Source organism: Halopolyspora algeriensis (assembly GCF_003337235.1).
Classification (GTDB): domain Bacteria; phylum Actinomycetota; class Actinomycetes; order Mycobacteriales; family Pseudonocardiaceae; genus Haloactinomyces; species Haloactinomyces algeriensis.
In genome coordinates this window covers 162221-178373 of the sequence record NZ_QPJC01000009.1, presented here as the reverse complement: position 1 = coordinate 178373, position 16153 = coordinate 162221, and the positions used below count along the sequence as shown (strand labels likewise).

Here is a 16153-nt window from a genome sequence, read left to right as displayed (position 1 = left end):
CCACCACCCTGCGGGCGCACCCCGGCCTGCGGGATCAACGGCGCCACCAGCTCCCACAACTCATCCGGCACCAACCGATGCGACAACTCATCCACGAGCTACGAGCATCCCACGTCACCACAGCCAACTGAGACACGGTCTAAGCCCGTGCGGGCCTGCTGCGGCTGGGCCCGGTCGGGAAGTGATGCAGCATCGGGTTCTTCCGCCGGCATGAAAAACTCGTTCGCGCGCACTGCGCCGTCTCCTCGTTGTTCCTGATCAGCTTGCCACCGATCATGATCCACGGCAGTCCGGTCTCGCCGCCACCGGCTACCCGAGGCCTTGCACGTCGTCCGGGGCGAGGTCATCCCGGATAGCTGGCGTAGTGCACGTATTCCGAAGGTGCCGTATTTACCGCGGACTGCCTAGCGGTCGAGTTGCTCCTCCATCGCCGTTGCGAGTCGTTCGAGTGCGCGGAGGACGCGGTCGCGGTCGCGGTCGAGCCCAGCGAGCAGTGCGCCGTGGGCCGCGAGTTCGCGCGGAAACAGCTCGTCGATGACGCTGCACCCTGACGGGGTCATGGCGATCACCGCCGCTCGACGATCCGAAGAGCTGGGAGTGCGCGTGATGAGGCCGCGCCGTTCCAGTTTCGCGAGCGTTTTGCTCACCCCGGCGCGTGTCATACTGAGGAGCTCGGCGAGACGACTCGCGGTGATGGGCTCCTCGGCGTACCGAAGTGGAACCAGCAGATCGACCTCGGCAGTGGTCACCGCCGTGCCCTCGTAAACCGGCTCGACGGCCTTGTCGAGCAGGGAAACGATGCGCTTGACCTGGGCCACGACCTCCATCGGGGAGGTATCCAGCCCCGGGTTGTGCTCAGCCCACAGCTCGCAAGTTCGATCCCGTAGCGATGCCAGAACGACCACCCTTACTGTTAACTAGTTAACTATCTGCTAGGTTCTCAGCCCGGCAAGCGTAGGCCGATACCGGGTACGGATTGGGCCGCCGACCTGGAGGCGGCCCGAGGTTGGAGGATTGCAGTGTCATATGACGTGGTCGTGATCGGCGGGGGTGCAGCGGGCCTGGCTGCCGGGATGATGCTGGGACGTTCCCGGCGACGGGTGCTGGTAGTCGACGCCGGCGGGCCTCGGAACGCACCTTCCGAGCATCTGCACGGCTTCCTGTCCCGCGACGGGGCCAGCCCCTCGGAGTTGTTGGCGACTGGTCGCGACGAACTGTCCAAGTACGGTGGCGAGTTCCGTACCGCCGAGGTCACCGGCATCGAACCGGCCGACGGCGGGTTCATCGTTCAGGCGGACGGTGCAGAGATTTCCTCACGCTGCGTCTTGGTGGCCACTGGGTTGCGCGACGAGCTGCCCGACGTCCCCGGTCTTCGCCAGCAGTGGGGGCATGGCGTGCTGCACTGCCCGTACTGCCACGGCTATGAGGTCGCCGACGAGCCGATCGCGGTACTCGGCGGAGACAACCGGCCGTTCACGATGCATCAGGCACAGCTCGTCCGACAGTGGTCAGCAGATGTCACGTTCTTCCCCCACCAGATCACGCTGTCGGACGATGAACGCGCCCGACTCGCGGCACGCGGTGTGCGCATCGTCGAAGGCAAGGTTTCGCAGGTCGTGGCCGGCGAGACCGGCGTATCGGGAATCGAACTCGACGGCGGAGAAACCGTCGCATGCAGCACGGTATTCGTCGGCCCGCGGTTCATCCCCCGCCACGACCTCCTGATCGAGCTCGGATGCGCTCAAGACGACAACGGATGGGTCCGCACCGACCCGTCAGGGAAAACCGCGATCGATGGCGTGTGGGCAGCAGGCAATGTCGTCGACAACCCCGCCCAACTGATCAACGCGGCATCCGCAGGATCGACCGCTGCGATCGCGATCAACCACTACCTACTCGCTGACGACATCGACCGAGCAGTCGCCGAGCACGGAGCAACCACACCGGCCTGAACGGGGCAGTCGGCCGGCCTCGCTGCCGCACTTCCGGCTCTACTCGACAACTGACCTTGTGGCGTCAGATCGGCGGTTCGTCCGTACGTCGAAACGAAGCCGTGGAACGCTACGCGCGCCGGTCCTACCCACGCTCCAAATCTCCTGCTCGGGCTTGTAGGAACGCGTGCCAGTCTCGTTTGGTCCGGTGCACCCACCGGACGGCCGCGGTTTCGCTGAGCCCGAGCAGGGATGAGAGCACCGCTGCGGGGAGGTCGCTGGCCAGGCTGAGCAGGGCTGAGTTGCGGCTGATCCGGGCGGGGAGTTCGTGGGCGGTGAGCTTGGGGACCAGACTGGCCGCAGCCAGTGGCCGACCTGCTTGTTGTCCGGGGAACAGCCATTTCGCTGGTGTGCCCGCTTGTCCGACCAGGGACGTGGTCGTGGCCGTAGCGACGTGCTGGGCAAGCAGGGAAACGAGTGCTGGTGGAAGAACGAGGTCGTGCCCGTTGATACGCAGCTGCGGCTCGTCGCCGAGATCGAGGTCGTCGGTGGTCAGTTCGACGATCCGGGCGACGTGGAGCCCGTAGACGAACACGAGCGCGCCTGCGACGCGGGCGTCGAGCGGAACGTCCTGGTGGTGCAGGCAGCGGTGCAGGAGTCGCCCGTAGTCGTCTTCGGTGAGGAAGTTCTGCGGATCGGTGCTGCGGTGGCGAGGCAGGTCGAGCTCGCCAACGAGTCTCTGCTGCGGTGTCTTGCGCCGAGAGGCCTTTATCATCGTTGGTGATCACTGCGATGAAGCCGCCTTCGTCGGCGGTCCAGATGCGCAGTCGGCCGAGCCCGGTTCCACTGTGACACTGGTAGATGAACATGTGATCGTCCAGCACCAGCGCTTCCGGGGTGGACTGGGGAAATCCGGTGTATGTCACGTTCATGATCACATGAGAGCACGTCGCGCGGGCGTGGCGACATGCCATGATCAACTCATGTCCGATTTGGTGTACGTGTCGACCGCGAAGCTCGCCAACCTGCAGTCCTCTCGCGAGCAGATGTTGGCCCGTGGGGCCGCCTCGGGATGGATGTCGCGGCTGACGGGCCGGGTGAGGGCTGCGGTCACCGTGCCGTTCGTGAATGGTGAGCTCGCCGTGGAGTCGCAGCCACCAGCGAAGCGATCCGTGCTGCGGGTGCGTAGTGCGATCAAGTGGTTGGAGCAGCGGCAGCCGCCGCCGGTGGAACCGGAGGACGCCACGAGCGCGGACCAGTGGATCCGGTTTCACAAGCCCGTGGGCTAATCGGTCCTGGAAGGCGCGGTGGTGTTCCTTGAGCCAGGCGGGGACGACGCCGGCAATCCCGCCAGTGGCCAGCGGCTGTTGTTGCACGGTGCTGAGCAGCATCTGCTGCATCGCGCCTCGCTGCAGCAGACGTCCGTGCACGACTTCAGCAAGCAAACGGCAATTGCTGAGGGGTGGGCGCCAGAAGACGGGGTGAACTATGCCTCCCTGTTCGATCAGTTCCTGACCAAGTTGGCGTATGCCGACGCGCTGGACGTTGACATGGAGTTCTTGGAAAGCTGGCTGGAAGGAGAGCGTGGCATCTTGGAAAGGGCGATCCCTGGGCCGTACCCGATCTTGTAGACAGTTGATCTTGGTCTGCCGCTGAGACGGAGCGGAGGGCCTACGTTGGCGACACGCCGGCGATTCACCCAGGAATACAAGGACAACGCCGTTAGCCTCGTGCTCGATTCGGGTCGACCTATCGCCGAGGTCGCGCGAAGTATCGGTGTGCACGAGATGACGTTGGGTAAGTGGGTGAAGAAGTCGAAGGACAGCGGCCGCGATGCCGAGGAGCCACTGTCAGCCAGTGAACGTGAAGAGCTGGAACAACTGCGCAAGGAAAACTCGCGGCTGCGGATGGAGGCGGAGTTCGCAAAAAAAGTAGCGACCTGGTTCGCGAAAGAACAGCCGTGAAGTACCAGGCGATCGCCGAGTGGGCCGACGAAGACGAGTTCTCGGTGACATTCATGTGCGCCCAGCTCGGGGTGCACCGGTCGGGTTACTACCGCTGGCTCGCCCGCGGTGCCTGCCAGCGCGAGCGCACCGACGCCGAGTTGACCGAGGTCATCACCGGTGTGCACGGCGACCTCGACGGCGCGCCCGGGGTGCGGCGGGTGTGGGCCGAGTTGGTGGTGCGCGACTGGCGGGTGGCCCGCAAGCGGGTGCACCGGCTGATGCGCGCCGCGGGGCTGCAAGGCCGGCACCCGACGACGTTTCGGCGCACCACCACCCACGCCGACCGGCCGATCGACGCTCCTGACCTGGTCCAACAGGACTTCACCGCCGCAGAGGCGAACACCGTGTGGTGCGGCGACATTACCTACGTGCGCACCGTGGACGGTTGGGCCTACACCGCCACCGTCATCGACCTGTACTCGCGCACCGTCGTCGGTTATGCGGTCGCCGATCACCTACGCAGCGGCCTCGTCATCGAAGCGCTCACCGCCGCGCTGGTGACCCGCAAGCCTTCGGACGGGGTGATCTTCCACAGCGACCGCGGTTGCCAATACACGTCGAAAGAATTCGCCGCGTTCTGCGCCACAAACGGCATCCGACGATCCATGGGGCGGCGCGCGACATGCTTCGATAACTCGGTCGCCGAATCCTTCTTCGCAACCTACAAGAAAGAGCTCATCCACACCCGCCCATGGAACACCGTCACCGATGTCCGACAGCAAACATTAATCTGGATCGAAAGCCGCTACAAGCGACGCAGGAGGCACTCCACGCTCGGCTACTTGACACCACGAGAATATGAACTAGGATACAGACAAATCACCCAATTGTCAGCCTAAATCACTGTCGACAAAAGCGGGAACGCTCCACCCAGCCGTTTTGAGCGACAGTCCCACAGTCCCTAACCGGCCGGGCTGAGTAGCCGGGGGAGGGATGTGCTGGCTGGCACCGTCCCTCCCGCACCACCGGGGGTCACCAGGGGACGGCACCCTCTTCGTCGAAGAAGGCGCCGCGTGGCCCGTCATCCGGCAGGGTGGCGAGCCGGATCGCGATCGCGGCACCTTGCTCGGGCGTCCGCGGCGCGTTGAAGCCGGTGAAGTCGGTCGCTACGTAACCTGGGCAGCCAGCGTTGACGATGACATTCGTATCGGCGAGTCGGCGGGCGTACTGTGTCGTGATGCTATTGAGCATGGACTTCGATGGTGCGTAGGCGGCCAGGATCGGGCCGGTCTGTCGCGTCAGCGAACCCATATCGCTGGACATGTTGACGATGCGTGGCGAGTGCGCGCGGCGCAGCAGTGGGAGCATCGCGTTCGTCACCCGAACAACCCCGAACACGTTGGTGTCGAGGACGGTGCGGACGACGTCGAGGTCGAGCGTCGTCGGATCTTGCGCGCCATCGTCGGTCCGGCCCGAGATGCCCGCGTTGTTGACAAGCACGTCGAGTCGTCCTGCCGTCTGCTCGACGGTCCTTGCCGCCGCGGCAACGCTGTCGTCGGAAGTGACGTCGAGGGCGACGCCGAACGCGTCGACGCCTGCGGCATGCAGGTGCTCGACGGCGTCCGCGCGCCTGGCGTCGTCGCGCGCCCCCACCGCGACCGTGAAGCCGATCGCCCCGAGACCCTGTGCGATGGCGAAACCGATTCCCTTGTTCGCGCCGGTGACCAGCGCGGTTTTCGTGTCGTTCACACGATCCATGCTCGGCGAGCCGCGCACTCGTCGTCCAACACCGGATCAGTTCGCTGTGATACCCAACCGGTATCGGTTGGTAGGTTGCTCGCGTGGATGACCTGGAGACCCGCGAGCTGCGGTACTTCGTCGCTGTCGCCGAGGAACTGCACTTCGGACGCGCCGCCGATCGGCTCGGGATCGCACAACCGCCGCTCTCGCGCGCGATCAGCCGGCTGGAACGGCGGCTCGGCGTCCAGCTCCTCGACCGGCACCGCCGTGGTGTGACGCTCACCGATACCGGCAGGGTGCTACTTCGGGAGGCCAGAGCAGCCCTCGACGCGGTCGGGGCGGCTGCGCGTCGGACGCGACGTGCCGGGGATCCGAAGCGGCCATTGGTGCTCGCGTCGAAGGCTGGGGCGTCCCACGAGTTGCTGCGACAGCTCCTCGACGCGCGCGCGAGCGAACCCGGTGCGGCACCGGTTGAGGTCCTCCTGTGCGAGGTCGGCGAGCAGGCAGGGTTGCTCCGCGACGGGAGTGCCGACGCGGCACTCATGCATCACCCGTTCGATGACCTCGCCGGGTTCGACACCGAAGACCTCTGCGTCGAAGGCCAGGTCGCGATCCTTCCCGCGGGGCATGCCCTTGCGTCACGCGATCAGCTCACGCTGGCGGACGTCCGCAACGTGCCGGATCTGCCGATCGCTCGATGGCCCCGGCTCGACGGGTCCTACCCGGACGGGCCCGGTCCGGAGGTGCACACGCAGTCGCAGCTCGCTCAGCTCGTGGCGCTCGGCGAGACACTGCTCGTCATCCCTGCCTCCAGCCGTGCCTGGCAGTGGCCCGAACACGTCGCGCTGCCCGTCGTCGACGCGCCGAAAGTCACCACGGTGATCGCATGGCAGCCAAGCAGTCACTCCCAGGCGGTTGCATCACTCGTCCGCACGGCGTCCAGGCTCTGCGGCACACCCCCTGAACTACGGTGAGCGCCTCAACCACCGTACCCAGCGATCAAGCCGGATCACGCGACGGACGCAACATACCGGCGCAGCAGCTCCTGTCTGGCCAACGGGTACGCCTTCGGGCGGCGGGCACGGCGCCAGGCCCACCGAACGTCCTGGGATCGAGGTGATCTGCCGCATCCTTGAACGTGGATGCCGGGGCCGTGCCGAGAGCGAACATGCGCCTGCTGCGCGACTCGGTGCCGGGGAACCTGGCGGATTCAACTGGTTGTCGCAACACCCCGATCATGGAGGAGGATGTTGTGGCGCAGGGAAGGGCGCGGGCAGCGCTTCAGGCTGGTCGCCCGCCGTTTCGGTCGCAAGGACGGCCGCCGGCGTCGACGCGTCGATCGGCACCGTCGGCGACAGCTACGACTGTGAAGATGTGGTCGCTGTGACCGGAGCGGCCTCTACAAGATCGAGTTGATCAAACCCCGCAAACCGTGACGCACCGTTGAGCAGGTTGAGCTCGCCACCGCCGAACGGGTCGACTGGTTCAATCAGCGACGCCTCTACGAGTACTGCGGTGACATCCCACCAGCCGCCACGAACACTTACAGGCGGTTCATAGCGAAGCCAGCCTTACCGGAGATCTTGGCAGACCGAGAGCGTGTCAGGCATCCGCGATCAACAACGACCGTTCAGATGTCATGGGGGACACGGCCTCTGCGGGCGGTCTGTGTGTGACGTGGGGCTGGCTGCCGACGTCGATGTTGCCGTGCTCGTGGGCGGTGCCCAGGTCGTGTCGGACCTGGGAGATACAGCGGGTGAGACTCAGACTCGAATGCGGTATAATTTCTATACCATACCAGGTCGGAGAAGGTCGCAGTGGGTGAAGTTCGAGTTTGATCCGAGTAAGAGCCAAGCCAACCGAGACAAGCATGGCATCGATTTCGTCCACGCCCAAGATCTCTGGCGGGACCCGTTCCGGGTTGAGGTCCCTGCCCGCACCGTGGACGAGCCCCGATGGCTGGTCATCGGCCTCATCGATGGCAAGCATTGGTCAGCCGTCGTGATGTTGCGTCAGGAGAGCATACGGATCATCTCCGTGCGTCGCTCTCGTGTCGAGGAGGTAGGGATCTATGAAGGCTGAGGAGTTCGACGAGAAGTTCGATCGCGGCGAGGACGTCACGTCAGCGCTCGATATGGCGAAAGCACAGCGGCCCGGTGAGGAACAACGACGAGTCAACGTCGACTTCCCCGCATGGATGATCGCTGCCCTGGACCGCGAAGCCAGACGACTCGGCGTCACCCGCCAGTCCGTGATCAAGGTCTGGCTCGCCGAACGTCTCGAACACCACACCACACCCGCCGCCTGAACTGGTCATTCATTGCCCGGATCCGGCAACCGGATCCGGGTGAACAGTGCGCAATTATCCTCTCCGGCACGTTATTACCCCATGGGGTTCATAGCTGGGGCGGTGTGTGCGTCCCAGGCTGTTGTGTCGCAGACAATGATCAGATCGTTGTCACGCAGGTAGCCGACGATGTCGCCGGGCCGAGCTTCTTCCTCGTGCAGTGCTGCGGTGCCGTCCGGGCTTCTGACGTGGGCGGTGAGCTGGTCGGACTTACCGTGCTGCATTATCTGGACAAGGACTTCGATTTGATCGCCGAGACCACGGGACAAGCCGTGCAGCGACTCCCGCTGTCCACGGGGTAAGAAGCGCGGTGAGGTTCGCACGGCTTGCATGTCGCCGGTTCCCGGCCTTGTCCGAGTAGGGGCGACGTCCCCAGTCCCGTTCCCCGCGTCGAGTGATCCTGGGGCAACAGTTCGCGAATGCGGTTGCGCAGGCGGGGCGACTCGGCTGCTACGTCGTCATCGAACCCAGCTGGCAGTACCTGCGAGACGAGGGGAGACCTTCGGCGCGACGCCACCGTCATCATCCTCTTTCACAGACAGTCGACCACTACTCTCGACCGTCCGCGCAAGCGGGAACGATATACCGCACGCTTTGTGATCGATTTTCACGTTTTTCAGCGGCGGTGCACTGTGATGTGACCGCCGCTTTTTGCTGCCTACGCGCCTCTGGACGCATTGATCAGGATGGTGGGCATGGCTGTGCTGGCCGCGCCTGTCGTGGTGTCTTCCGAAGTGATGCTGCAGACGTGGATCCTGTGCTGTCGCGTTCGACGGCCGCGCGGCCGATGCCGCTGGCCGGGCGGTGTTGGTGCGACCGGGACTCGACAGAACGGCGGTACCATGAGACCTTGGTGTCACAATGAAGGGTGGTATGTGATGTCCGAAACCACAGGACTGACTCTGCGGCTGCCCACCGAGATGGCCGAGGCGCTGCGCACGACTGCGTTCGCGACCAACACCTCGGTCAACGAGCTCACCAAACGAGCTATTGCCGACTACCTGCAGCAGCATGCCCGCACCGACACGGTTCGGGCTGCATTCGAATCGACACTGCAGCAGCATGCGGTGGCACTGGACAAGCTCAAGGACCTGTGACGTGGCCTGATACTTCTCGGCCGCCGAGGTGCAGGAGACGAATGTGCACTTCGTCGGCCCCTCGGGCCTTCGTGATTTCGGTTTGCTCGATACAGCTGTTGTGCGGCCGCAGTCCAGCGCGTTCGGTGGCGATGCATTTCCGACACTGCATGAAAAAGCTGCTGCACTGCTGCACGGGCTGGCCCGTAATCCTCCGTTCGTCGATGGCAACAAGCGCGCCGCCTGGTCGGCCACCGACGTGTTTTATCGCCTGAACGGGCATCTTCTGCATCCTGCTGAGCAGTGTGATGTTGTCGCGCTTGTCGTCGATACGGCCGAGGGGCAGCTCGATGTGCCGGCGATCACGTGTCGGTTCCGGTTGAATACTGACCCCCTGGTTCCGGGTGAAAGTTGACCCCTCTTGATCGTGAGGGAGTGCTCAACGTGGAGGACTGGGCGGAGATCCGCCGTTTACATCGGGCCGAGGGATTGTCGATCAAGGCGATCACCCGCAGGCTCAGGATTTCGCGGAACACGGTGCGCAAGGCGCTGAGCTCGCATGAGCCGCCGCGCTATGTGCGGGCCGGTGGTGGGTCGATCGTGGATGCGGTCGAGCCTCAGATTCGGGCGCTGCTGTCGGAGTTTCCGGACATGCCGACCAGCGTGATCATGGAGCGGGTCGGCTGGGGCCGGGGAAAGACGGTGTTTTTCGAGCGGGTGCAGCGGTTACGGCCGCTGTATCGGCCACCGGATCCGGCCTCGCGCACGGAGTACCAGCCGGGTGAGTTGGCGCAATGCGACCTGTGGTTCCCGCCGGTCGATATTCCGTTGGGCTATGAGCAGGTGGGGCGGCCACCGGTGTTGGTGCTGGTCAGTGGCTATTCACGGGTGATCGCGGCGGTGATGGTGCCGTCCCGGCAGGCCGGTGACCTGCTGGCCGGGCACTGGCGGCTGCTCAGCGGTTGGGGGCGGGTGCCGAAAGTGCTGGTGTGGGACAACGAGGCCGCTATCGGCAGCTGGCGCGGCGGCAAGCCGCAGTTGACGGAGACGATGGCGGCGTTTCGGGGAACGTTGGGGATCAAGGTGATTCAGTGCCGACCCGGCGATCCCGAGGCCAAGGGGCTGGTCGAGCGGGCAAACGGATATCTGGCGACGTCGTTTCTGCCCGGTCGCAGCTTCGCCGGCCCGGCGGATTTCAACACCCAGCTGGCCGACTGGCTGCAGCGGGCCAATCAGCGCCATCACCGCAGACTGGGCTGCCGCCCGAGCCAGCGGTGGGCCGCCGACCGGGCGGCGATGCTGGCGCTGCCGCCGGTGACGCCGACGGTCGGCTGGCAGCAGGCGGTACGGCTACCGCGCGATCACTACGTGCACGTCGACGGCAACGACTACTCGGCGCATCCGAGTGTGATCGGCCGCCGAGTGCAGGTCACCGCCGATCTCGAACAGGTGGTGGTCACCTGCGACGGCGCCGAGGTCGCCCGGCATGCCCGCTGCTGGGCCAAACAGCACAGCCTCACCGACCCGGCTCATGCCGCCGCCGCAGCACAGCTGCGCCAAGCCCGCCGGCTGAGCCCGGTACGCCCAGCCGAGGCAGCCGTGGAACACCGCTGCTTGGCCGACTACGACCGCCTGTTGGGCCTGGACGACGAGGAGATCGCCTGATGCCAACAAAGAAAACCCCCACCAGCAGCTCCGACGGCCGCAATGTCACCAGCGAACTGGCCTACCTCACCCGCACCCTCAAGGCCCCGTCGCTGGCCAGCGCGGTCGAGCGACTCGCCGAACGCGCCCGGACCGAACAATGGTCCTACGAGGAGTTTCTGGCCTCCTGCCTGCAGCGCGAAGTCGCCGCCCGCGAAGCCCACGGCGGCGAAGGACGCATCCGCGCCGCCCGCTTTCCCGCCCGCAAGTCGCTGGAGGAATTCGACTTCGACCACCAACGCTCGGTTGCCCGCGAAACCATCACTCACCTGGGCACGCTGGATTTCATCGCCGCCAAGGACAACGCCGTGTTCCTCGGCCCACCCGGCACCGGCAAGACCCACCTGGCCATCGGAGTCGGCATCCGCGCCTGCCAGGCCGGCCACCGCGTCGCCTTCGCCACCGCCGCCGAGTGGGTCGCCCGCCTGGCCGAGTCCCACCACGCCGGCACCCTGCAACACGAACTGACCAAGCTCGGCCGCATCCCGCTGATCATCGTCGACGAGGTCGGCTACATCCCCTTCGAAGCCGAAGCCGCCAACCTGTTCTTCCAACTCGTCTCCTCCCGCTACGAACGCGCCAGCATGATCGTCACCAGCAACAAGCCCTTCGGCCGCTGGGGCGAGGTCTTCGGCGACGACGTCGTCGCCGCCGCCATGATCGACCGGCTCGTCCACCACGCCGAAGTCATCTCCCTGAAAGGAGACAGCTACCGCCTCAAAGACCGCGACCTCGGCCGCATCCCCGCGGCCACCAAAACCAGTGACTAACCAACCCAGGGGTCAACATTCACACGGAAAGCCAGGGTCAACATTCGACCGGAGTTGACAATCACGAGCACGCTCAAAACCTGGGCGCATCCGATCGAGCTGCCGCCCCTGTCGTGAACCATCGCACTGTATACGTGAGGCCGCCGTACCCCTGAGCATTTGATCGCCGCGCTGCGCTGTGTCTACCACCATGCGGTGGCCGACGGGATCCTGTCCGAGGCAGACAATCCGGCCCGGCGGGTGGCAGCCGGTGTCACCGACGCTGATGCAGCACCTGCAGTCCCACGCCGAACAGCGCGGCATGACCGGTTCGAGAGCGGTCAGCTGCTGCGCTATCGCAGCGGTGAGCCGACCACCGCTCGGCGCTACGACCACCTGTGGGGGCGCCTCACCCCGCGATCATGCCTGAGTCGCCCCGGTGTGTCTGGAGGTGGTGTGTCCCGGGTTTGGCGGGTGTGGGGTGTTCTGAGCTGGAGCTGTGGTTGTTATCGGACGTTGCGTCGCAGTCGGACGCGGTAGGAGTAGTGCTCGGACAGGAAGTAGCTGACTGCGAGTTCGATGGATTGGTCTGCGGTGGTGTAGTACATGCGGTCGATGCGCAGCAGGGGGCGGTGGGGGCCGCAGCCGAGATGCCGGGCGATGTCGGTGTCGGCTGTGGCGACCGTGATGCTCTGTTCGGCTTCGGCGATCGGGTCGGTCAGCCGCTCGTCGAGCAGTCCGATGATGGTGGTTCGGCTGCGGGCTCCGACCTCGGTCAGTTCGGGAACCGTCTCGATGAGCTTGCCGACCGCCGGCGGGAGGTAGACGTTGGTCAGGCAGAATGCGATGTCCTCGTGCCGGCGGAGGAAGGCGAGCCGGTGCACCCGGTCGGATTGCAGGTGCAGCCTGCCCGCGGCATCGAGTTCGACCTTGCGTTGTAATGGGGAGACCAGTTCCAGGGTCGTGTCCAGGGACAAGCCCATGAGGTCATCGACCGAGCCGAACTGGCGCAGGTACTGCTCTTCGCGGGGCGCGGCGAGGGTGCCGCGCCCCGGCAACCGGTAGACCATGCCCTCGGCCATGAGGTCCTGGAAGGCGCGTCGGACGGTTTGCCTGCTGACCTGGTGCGATTCGGTCAGTTCGGCTTCGGTGGGCAGCCGAACGCCGTCGGGGTGCTCGTGCTGCAGGATCGCCGTGCGCAGCTCGCGCGAGCTTGCGACGAGCGGATCGGGTGAAACGGCACCACGACGCCGTTGCCGCGGGCGATGACCTGGCGGATTTCACCGGTGGTCAGGTCGCAGGAGTCGACCACGAGCGCGACACGGGGATCGGGGCCTCGGTGAGCACCGTTTCTCACGCGAGGTGGGCGAGCACGTTGATGACCGTTCCGCCGGGATCCTGGACGAAGAAGCGACGCACGCCCCAGGGCTCGTCCGTCAGCGGGTAGACGATGTGCAGGCCGCGTTCTACCGCGGCGGTGTGTGCGGTGTCCACGGCGGCGGGGTCACCGACATCGACGCCGAAGTGCGGTTCGGGATTTTCCATGCCCGGTGGCGGGATGATGACCTGTGCTGCCGGGTTGGCGGGCGAGGTGAGCCCGAGCACGGGGTCTTGCATGGCGACCTGCAGTCCGAGCACCTCGACGTAGAAGTCCCGGGAGCCGGCAATGTCGGTTCCCTCGGCATAGGGCACGATCCTGGTTGCTGACATGCGGGTGACCTCCTCGGCTGGTCTGGCAACGATGGGCGAGCGCGGGCCGCGGATGGGATTTGCCGGGGTTTGCCGGCCGGGCTGAGTGGGACGTCGCCCTCGATGCCGCTCGCGACGTCCGCGAAGCCTGCGCCGCGCTGCAATGCTTCGAGCTCCTCGCCGGTGTGTCCGTGGGTGGCTGGCGCCCGGACATGATCGGGCGGCTCCGGCCCGGGCGCGGTCGTGATGGCCAGACGACCACTGGGTGCAGGGACGCGGTCGACGTCGGTGCGCACGTCGAAGAGTTCCTCGAAGAGGAACGTGCTGGCGGTCACCGCGAGCGTGAATTCATCGTCGGGAAGGGGTGCGCGGACGCTGCACCGCTGTCGGTCCATGCCTGCCACGGTGCCGACCGGCAACGCGCGGGTCTTGGACGAATGCGAAACGCGCTACGTCGGAAGTGGCACGTGGTTGAGCTGCTCGCCTCGTTGCTGGAGATATGCGGTGGGCGAGAGCCCGCAGTGGGCGCGGAATTCGCGACTGAGGTGCGCCTGGTCGTAATAATCGTGCTCCAGCGCGAACGCCGACCAGCCGAGCCGTGCGGAGTCGTCGATGTCCGAGAGTGCCGAGCGGAAGCGCTGCAGCCGCTGGTAGGCCTTGGGCGAAAGCCCCACATCGGTGCGAAATACCTGCTCCACGCGGCGTGGGGTCCATCCCAAGCGCTCGCCGAGCCGGCCGATACCGTGCCGCCCCGGAGCGTCGGCGAGGCAAGCAGTCGCGGCGGCGGCCAGAGGGTGTGCGAGCTCGGCAGAACGGGCCAGCCGGTCGCGCAGAGCAGATTCGAGCGTACGGAGCCGTGTTGCGGCATCGGGTGCGGCGAGCACCTGCTCGCGCACCCGTTCCGCGCCGGCACCCCAAAGATCCTCCAACGCGACGTGGCGGCCGCAGAGCTCGTGCAACGGCGCGCCGACCAGCGGCCGCGCCGCACCGGGCCGGAACACCACCCCGAGGACATGCGACTGCTGGGCGGTGTCCAACACGTACGCGCGCTGGTACGGCCCTGCCACGACTACACCCGGATAGACCTGACCCACCCCGACGTTGTCGGGCAGTCGGAAACAATCCGCACGCAAGTTGATCATGAGCTCGACCGCACCGGTCGGCAGGCGCAGCTCCGCTCTCCGCACCGGCCTCTCGCCCTCGTGCAGCCAGAACGACTTCACGAACTTGCCCGTCAGTCCGCCGGGCGTCATCGACGTGAACATGGTGCTGGACACGCTAGCGTCAATCCTCGACCAGGACGAGCTGAGGACCTCTGTAGCTACCTCGACGGCCGCACAGCGTGCGGGCCGGTCCGCACCGCAGCGCATGATCCACGCGGCGACGAGCACGCCTCAGCCGTCGAAGGCCACGCCGCGCGACGTGGCCCGCACGGTGGGGCCCGGCCGATGAGTGTCGGCGTCCCCGGGAGTCCATCCCGGTGGACCCATCCGTAGCACCGGGAGGATGCGATGACGACGCACGCGGTCGGCACGCGCGAACAGTGGCGAGCCGCCTACGAGCGGCAGCTGGCGCAGGAGAAGGAGCTGACCCGACGGGCCACCGAGCTTGCCCGGCAGCGCCGGCAGCTGCCGTGGGTGCCGGTCGACAAGCAGTACTGGTTCGACACCACGGCCGGGCCGCGCACGCTCGCCGAGCTGTTCGACGGACGCTCGCAGCTGATCGTGCGCCACTTCATGCACGGGCCGAACACCCCACAGGGGTGCCCGGGCTGCACCTTCGAAACGGACAACCTGATCGGCGCGGTGCCGCACCTGGCGCGCCGGGACGTGACGTTCCTGCTCTCCTCGCGCTCGCCGCTGCCGGTGCTCACCGCCTACAAGCAGCGGATGGGCTGGGACGTCGAGTGGGTGTCCTCCGGCGGCAGCGACTTCGACGCCGACTTCTTCAGCTACATGCACGTCCCGACGTCACACCGGGACTACGGGACGGGCAGCGGCAGCATGCTCGACGTGATGGAACTGATGGCGCTGAGCTGCTTCGCGCTGCAGGACGGGGTCGTGTACCACACCTACTCGACCTACGACCGCGGCACCGAGGCGCTGAACGCGACCTGGCAGCTGCTGGACCGGGCACCCAAGGGCCGCGGCGAGGACTTCTCCGACTGGCCGCGCAAGCGCGACGAGTACCCCGCGTAGAGAGTCGGGGACACCCCGGTTGGCGGCCGCCGTTCAGCGCCGAACTCCGGCCGTGCGCACGGAAAGGATCTCCCTGCAGGCCGCTGGGATCCGATCGTCCTCAGGCGCGGAGAACGGCGTCGAGATCGCGAAGGAACTCTCCCGCGCGGCCGCCTCCGGGATGTGCGGCGGGCAGACGGCCGAGCACCGCGGTGACCGCTGTTGGCGCGTGATGACGCGCCCACTCAAGCGTCCCCGCAGTGCCACGCCAGCCTTCTCCGGAGGCCAACTCCTCTGCTCGTGCCGCATGTGCTGCCGCACCGAGAATGTGTCTCACCTGATGAGCGCTTGCCCGGGGATGCAGGTATGCAGCGGCGGCCGCATGGCTCGCCGCTCATGCTGCGTCGACCGCAGCGGGTGAAGCGGCTTCTCGTGCCGCTCTGTACACCGCCCACGCGCTCTGCCGCAGAGCGCCCGTGCGCCGGCCGCCCCTAGCGAAAGCGTGTGCTGCCTCGATGGCGTCGCGAGGGCGCGTGTCGACAGGACGGTTCTGCTCGAAGAGCGACAGCGCCCTGCGCGCACAAGCAGCCGCGTAGCCCGCGATCGCACGAAGTTCGTGCTCGCTCAGCTCGATCTTGCCTGGCTCGGTTGGCACGGCTCAATCCTGCCGCAGGTCGCCAATCGGTGCGGAGACGCTCTCAAGCGCTCCTCTCCGGCCACCGTCGACCACCGCCGGAAAGCCGAACCTCGGGCTCATGCGGTGATTGTGCAACTTGGATGGAGGGGTGTCCGGT

Annotated in this window: 20 protein-coding genes and 3 pseudogenes; 15 read left to right on the top strand and 8 right to left on the bottom strand. The window is 66.2% G+C overall.

The annotated features are described in order from the left end of the window. Window positions 1-95 (bottom strand): annotated as a pseudogene (locus tag DFQ14_RS22065) (IS5/IS1182 family transposase); the annotation flags it as partial. A 309-nt stretch (window positions 96-404) separates the two neighbouring features. Then, window positions 405-827 (bottom strand): MarR family winged helix-turn-helix transcriptional regulator, encoded by a 423-nt coding sequence (locus DFQ14_RS14940; protein WP_179951586.1) that lies wholly within the window; start codon window positions 825-827, stop codon window positions 405-407. Between the two features lie 192 nt (window positions 828-1019). Between DFQ14_RS14940 and DFQ14_RS14935 the strand changes: the two genes are divergently transcribed. Then, window positions 1020-1952: an NAD(P)/FAD-dependent oxidoreductase gene (locus DFQ14_RS14935; protein ID WP_114453888.1), complete on the top strand. Its 933-nt coding sequence runs from the start codon at window positions 1020-1022 to the stop codon at window positions 1950-1952. A gap of 124 nt (window positions 1953-2076) precedes the next feature. Here DFQ14_RS14935 and DFQ14_RS14930 read toward each other — a convergent pair whose 3' ends face one another. Then, window positions 2077-2706 (bottom strand): site-specific integrase, encoded by a 630-nt coding sequence (locus tag DFQ14_RS14930; protein WP_114453887.1) that lies wholly within the window; start codon window positions 2704-2706, stop codon window positions 2077-2079. A gap of 208 nt (window positions 2707-2914) precedes the next feature. Here DFQ14_RS14930 and DFQ14_RS14925 point away from each other — a divergent pair, with 208 nt between their 5' ends. The 4 genes from DFQ14_RS14925 to DFQ14_RS14915 are packed head-to-tail and all read left to right on the top strand — an operon-like array spanning window position 2915 to window position 4776. Further along, window positions 2915-3220 carry a hypothetical protein gene (locus DFQ14_RS14925; protein ID WP_114453886.1) on the top strand — a complete coding sequence of 102 codons (306 nt, stop codon included), beginning with the start codon at window positions 2915-2917 and terminating at the stop codon, window positions 3218-3220. An 18-nt stretch (window positions 3221-3238) separates the two neighbouring features. Next, window positions 3239-3562, top strand: a complete 324-nt coding sequence (locus DFQ14_RS14920) for a hypothetical protein (protein ID WP_114453885.1) — start codon at window positions 3239-3241, stop codon at window positions 3560-3562. A gap of 45 nt (window positions 3563-3607) precedes the next feature. Beyond that, a complete protein-coding gene (locus DFQ14_RS22390; RefSeq protein ID WP_246195621.1) occupies window positions 3608-3895 on the top strand; it encodes a transposase in 288 nt (95 codons plus the stop codon). Continuing rightward, window positions 3892-4776: an IS3 family transposase gene (locus DFQ14_RS14915; RefSeq protein ID WP_246195622.1), complete on the top strand. Its 885-nt coding sequence runs from the start codon at window positions 3892-3894 to the stop codon at window positions 4774-4776. The genes DFQ14_RS22390 and DFQ14_RS14915 overlap by 4 nt, the downstream gene beginning before the upstream one ends. Window positions 4777-4909: 133 nt before the next feature. Here DFQ14_RS14915 and DFQ14_RS14910 read toward each other — a convergent pair whose 3' ends face one another. Then, window positions 4910-5635, bottom strand: coding sequence for an SDR family oxidoreductase (locus DFQ14_RS14910; protein ID WP_114453884.1), 726 nt, complete (start codon window positions 5633-5635; stop codon window positions 4910-4912). 83 nt (window positions 5636-5718) lie between these two features. Between DFQ14_RS14910 and DFQ14_RS14905 the strand changes: the two genes are divergently transcribed. From DFQ14_RS14905 to istB, 8 genes and pseudogenes are all read left to right on the top strand, one after another. Further along, window positions 5719-6591: a LysR family transcriptional regulator gene (locus tag DFQ14_RS14905; protein ID WP_114453883.1), complete on the top strand. Its 873-nt coding sequence runs from the start codon at window positions 5719-5721 to the stop codon at window positions 6589-6591. 346 nt (window positions 6592-6937) lie between these two features. Beyond that, window positions 6938-7146: pseudogene (locus tag DFQ14_RS22385) on the top strand (IS3-like element IS987 family transposase); the annotation flags it as partial. A 292-nt stretch (window positions 7147-7438) separates the two neighbouring features. After that, window positions 7439-7699, top strand: coding sequence for a BrnT family toxin (locus DFQ14_RS14900; RefSeq protein WP_257233733.1), 261 nt, complete (start codon window positions 7439-7441; stop codon window positions 7697-7699). Beyond that, on the top strand, window positions 7689-7925 hold the full coding sequence (brnA, locus tag DFQ14_RS14895; RefSeq protein ID WP_114453882.1) for a type II toxin-antitoxin system BrnA family antitoxin: 237 nt from the start codon (window positions 7689-7691) through the stop codon (window positions 7923-7925). The genes DFQ14_RS14900 and brnA overlap by 11 nt, the downstream gene beginning before the upstream one ends. Window positions 7926-8842: 917 nt before the next feature. Continuing rightward, window positions 8843-9061, top strand: a complete 219-nt coding sequence (locus tag DFQ14_RS14885) for a ribbon-helix-helix domain-containing protein (RefSeq protein ID WP_170206347.1) — start codon at window positions 8843-8845, stop codon at window positions 9059-9061. A 28-nt stretch (window positions 9062-9089) separates the two neighbouring features. Continuing rightward, entirely contained in the window at window positions 9090-9455 is a 366-nt protein-coding gene (locus DFQ14_RS14880; RefSeq protein WP_158546707.1) for a Fic family protein, read from the top strand. A 20-nt stretch (window positions 9456-9475) separates the two neighbouring features. Then, a complete protein-coding gene (istA, locus tag DFQ14_RS14875) occupies window positions 9476-10705 on the top strand; it encodes an IS21 family transposase (RefSeq protein WP_114453879.1) in 1230 nt (409 codons plus the stop codon). Further along, a complete protein-coding gene (istB, locus tag DFQ14_RS14870; RefSeq protein WP_114453878.1) occupies window positions 10705-11514 on the top strand; it encodes an IS21-like element helper ATPase IstB in 810 nt (269 codons plus the stop codon). Before istA ends, istB begins: the two co-directional genes overlap by 1 nt. Before the next feature lie 485 nt (window positions 11515-11999). Here the strand turns inward: istB and DFQ14_RS14865 are convergent, their stop codons facing one another. Continuing rightward, a complete protein-coding gene (locus DFQ14_RS14865; RefSeq protein WP_420810178.1) occupies window positions 12000-12650 on the bottom strand; it encodes a GntR family transcriptional regulator in 651 nt (216 codons plus the stop codon). On the opposite strand from DFQ14_RS14865, the gene DFQ14_RS22660 reads away from it, so the two are divergent. After that, window positions 12603-12728 carry a hypothetical protein gene (locus tag DFQ14_RS22660; protein WP_420810176.1) on the top strand — a complete coding sequence of 42 codons (126 nt, stop codon included), beginning with the start codon at window positions 12603-12605 and terminating at the stop codon, window positions 12726-12728. The genes DFQ14_RS14865 and DFQ14_RS22660 overlap by 48 nt on opposite strands. Before the next feature lie 118 nt (window positions 12729-12846). Here the strand turns inward: DFQ14_RS22660 and DFQ14_RS14855 are convergent, their stop codons facing one another. Continuing rightward, a complete protein-coding gene (locus tag DFQ14_RS14855; RefSeq protein WP_114453877.1) occupies window positions 12847-13203 on the bottom strand; it encodes a VOC family protein in 357 nt (118 codons plus the stop codon). A 428-nt stretch (window positions 13204-13631) separates the two neighbouring features. Beyond that, window positions 13632-14459 (bottom strand): helix-turn-helix domain-containing protein, encoded by an 828-nt coding sequence (locus DFQ14_RS14850; RefSeq protein WP_158546706.1) that lies wholly within the window; start codon window positions 14457-14459, stop codon window positions 13632-13634. Between the two features lie 234 nt (window positions 14460-14693). Here DFQ14_RS14850 and DFQ14_RS14845 point away from each other — a divergent pair, with 234 nt between their 5' ends. Further along, window positions 14694-15380: a DUF899 domain-containing protein gene (locus DFQ14_RS14845; RefSeq protein WP_114453875.1), complete on the top strand. Its 687-nt coding sequence runs from the start codon at window positions 14694-14696 to the stop codon at window positions 15378-15380. Between the two features lie 100 nt (window positions 15381-15480). Here DFQ14_RS14845 and DFQ14_RS22370 read toward each other — a convergent pair. Then, a pseudogene (locus tag DFQ14_RS22370) lies at window positions 15481-16014 on the bottom strand (putative immunity protein). Between the last annotated feature and the right edge of the window lie 139 nt (window positions 16015-16153).

Bases quoted from the DNA above. Each gene is read 5' to 3' on its own strand.
- brnA (WP_114453882.1), top strand. From the start codon at position 7,689: ATGAAGGCTGAGGAGTTCGACGAGAAGTTCGATCGCGGCGAGGACGTC.
- DFQ14_RS14930 (WP_114453887.1), bottom strand. From the start codon at position 2,706: ATGATAAAGGCCTCTCGGCGCAAGACACCGCAGCAGAGACTCGTTGGC.
- istB (WP_114453878.1), top strand. From the start codon at position 10,705: ATGCCAACAAAGAAAACCCCCACCAGCAGCTCCGACGGCCGCAATGTC.
- DFQ14_RS14855 (WP_114453877.1), bottom strand. From the start codon at position 13,203: ATGTCAGCAACCAGGATCGTGCCCTATGCCGAGGGAACCGACATTGCC.
- DFQ14_RS14925 (WP_114453886.1), top strand. From the start codon at position 2,915: ATGTCCGATTTGGTGTACGTGTCGACCGCGAAGCTCGCCAACCTGCAG.
- DFQ14_RS14845 (WP_114453875.1), top strand. From the start codon at position 14,694: ATGACGACGCACGCGGTCGGCACGCGCGAACAGTGGCGAGCCGCCTAC.
- DFQ14_RS14885 (WP_170206347.1), top strand. From the start codon at position 8,843: ATGTCCGAAACCACAGGACTGACTCTGCGGCTGCCCACCGAGATGGCC.
- DFQ14_RS14940 (WP_179951586.1), bottom strand. From the start codon at position 827: ATGGAGGTCGTGGCCCAGGTCAAGCGCATCGTTTCCCTGCTCGACAAG.
- DFQ14_RS14910 (WP_114453884.1), bottom strand. From the start codon at position 5,635: ATGGATCGTGTGAACGACACGAAAACCGCGCTGGTCACCGGCGCGAAC.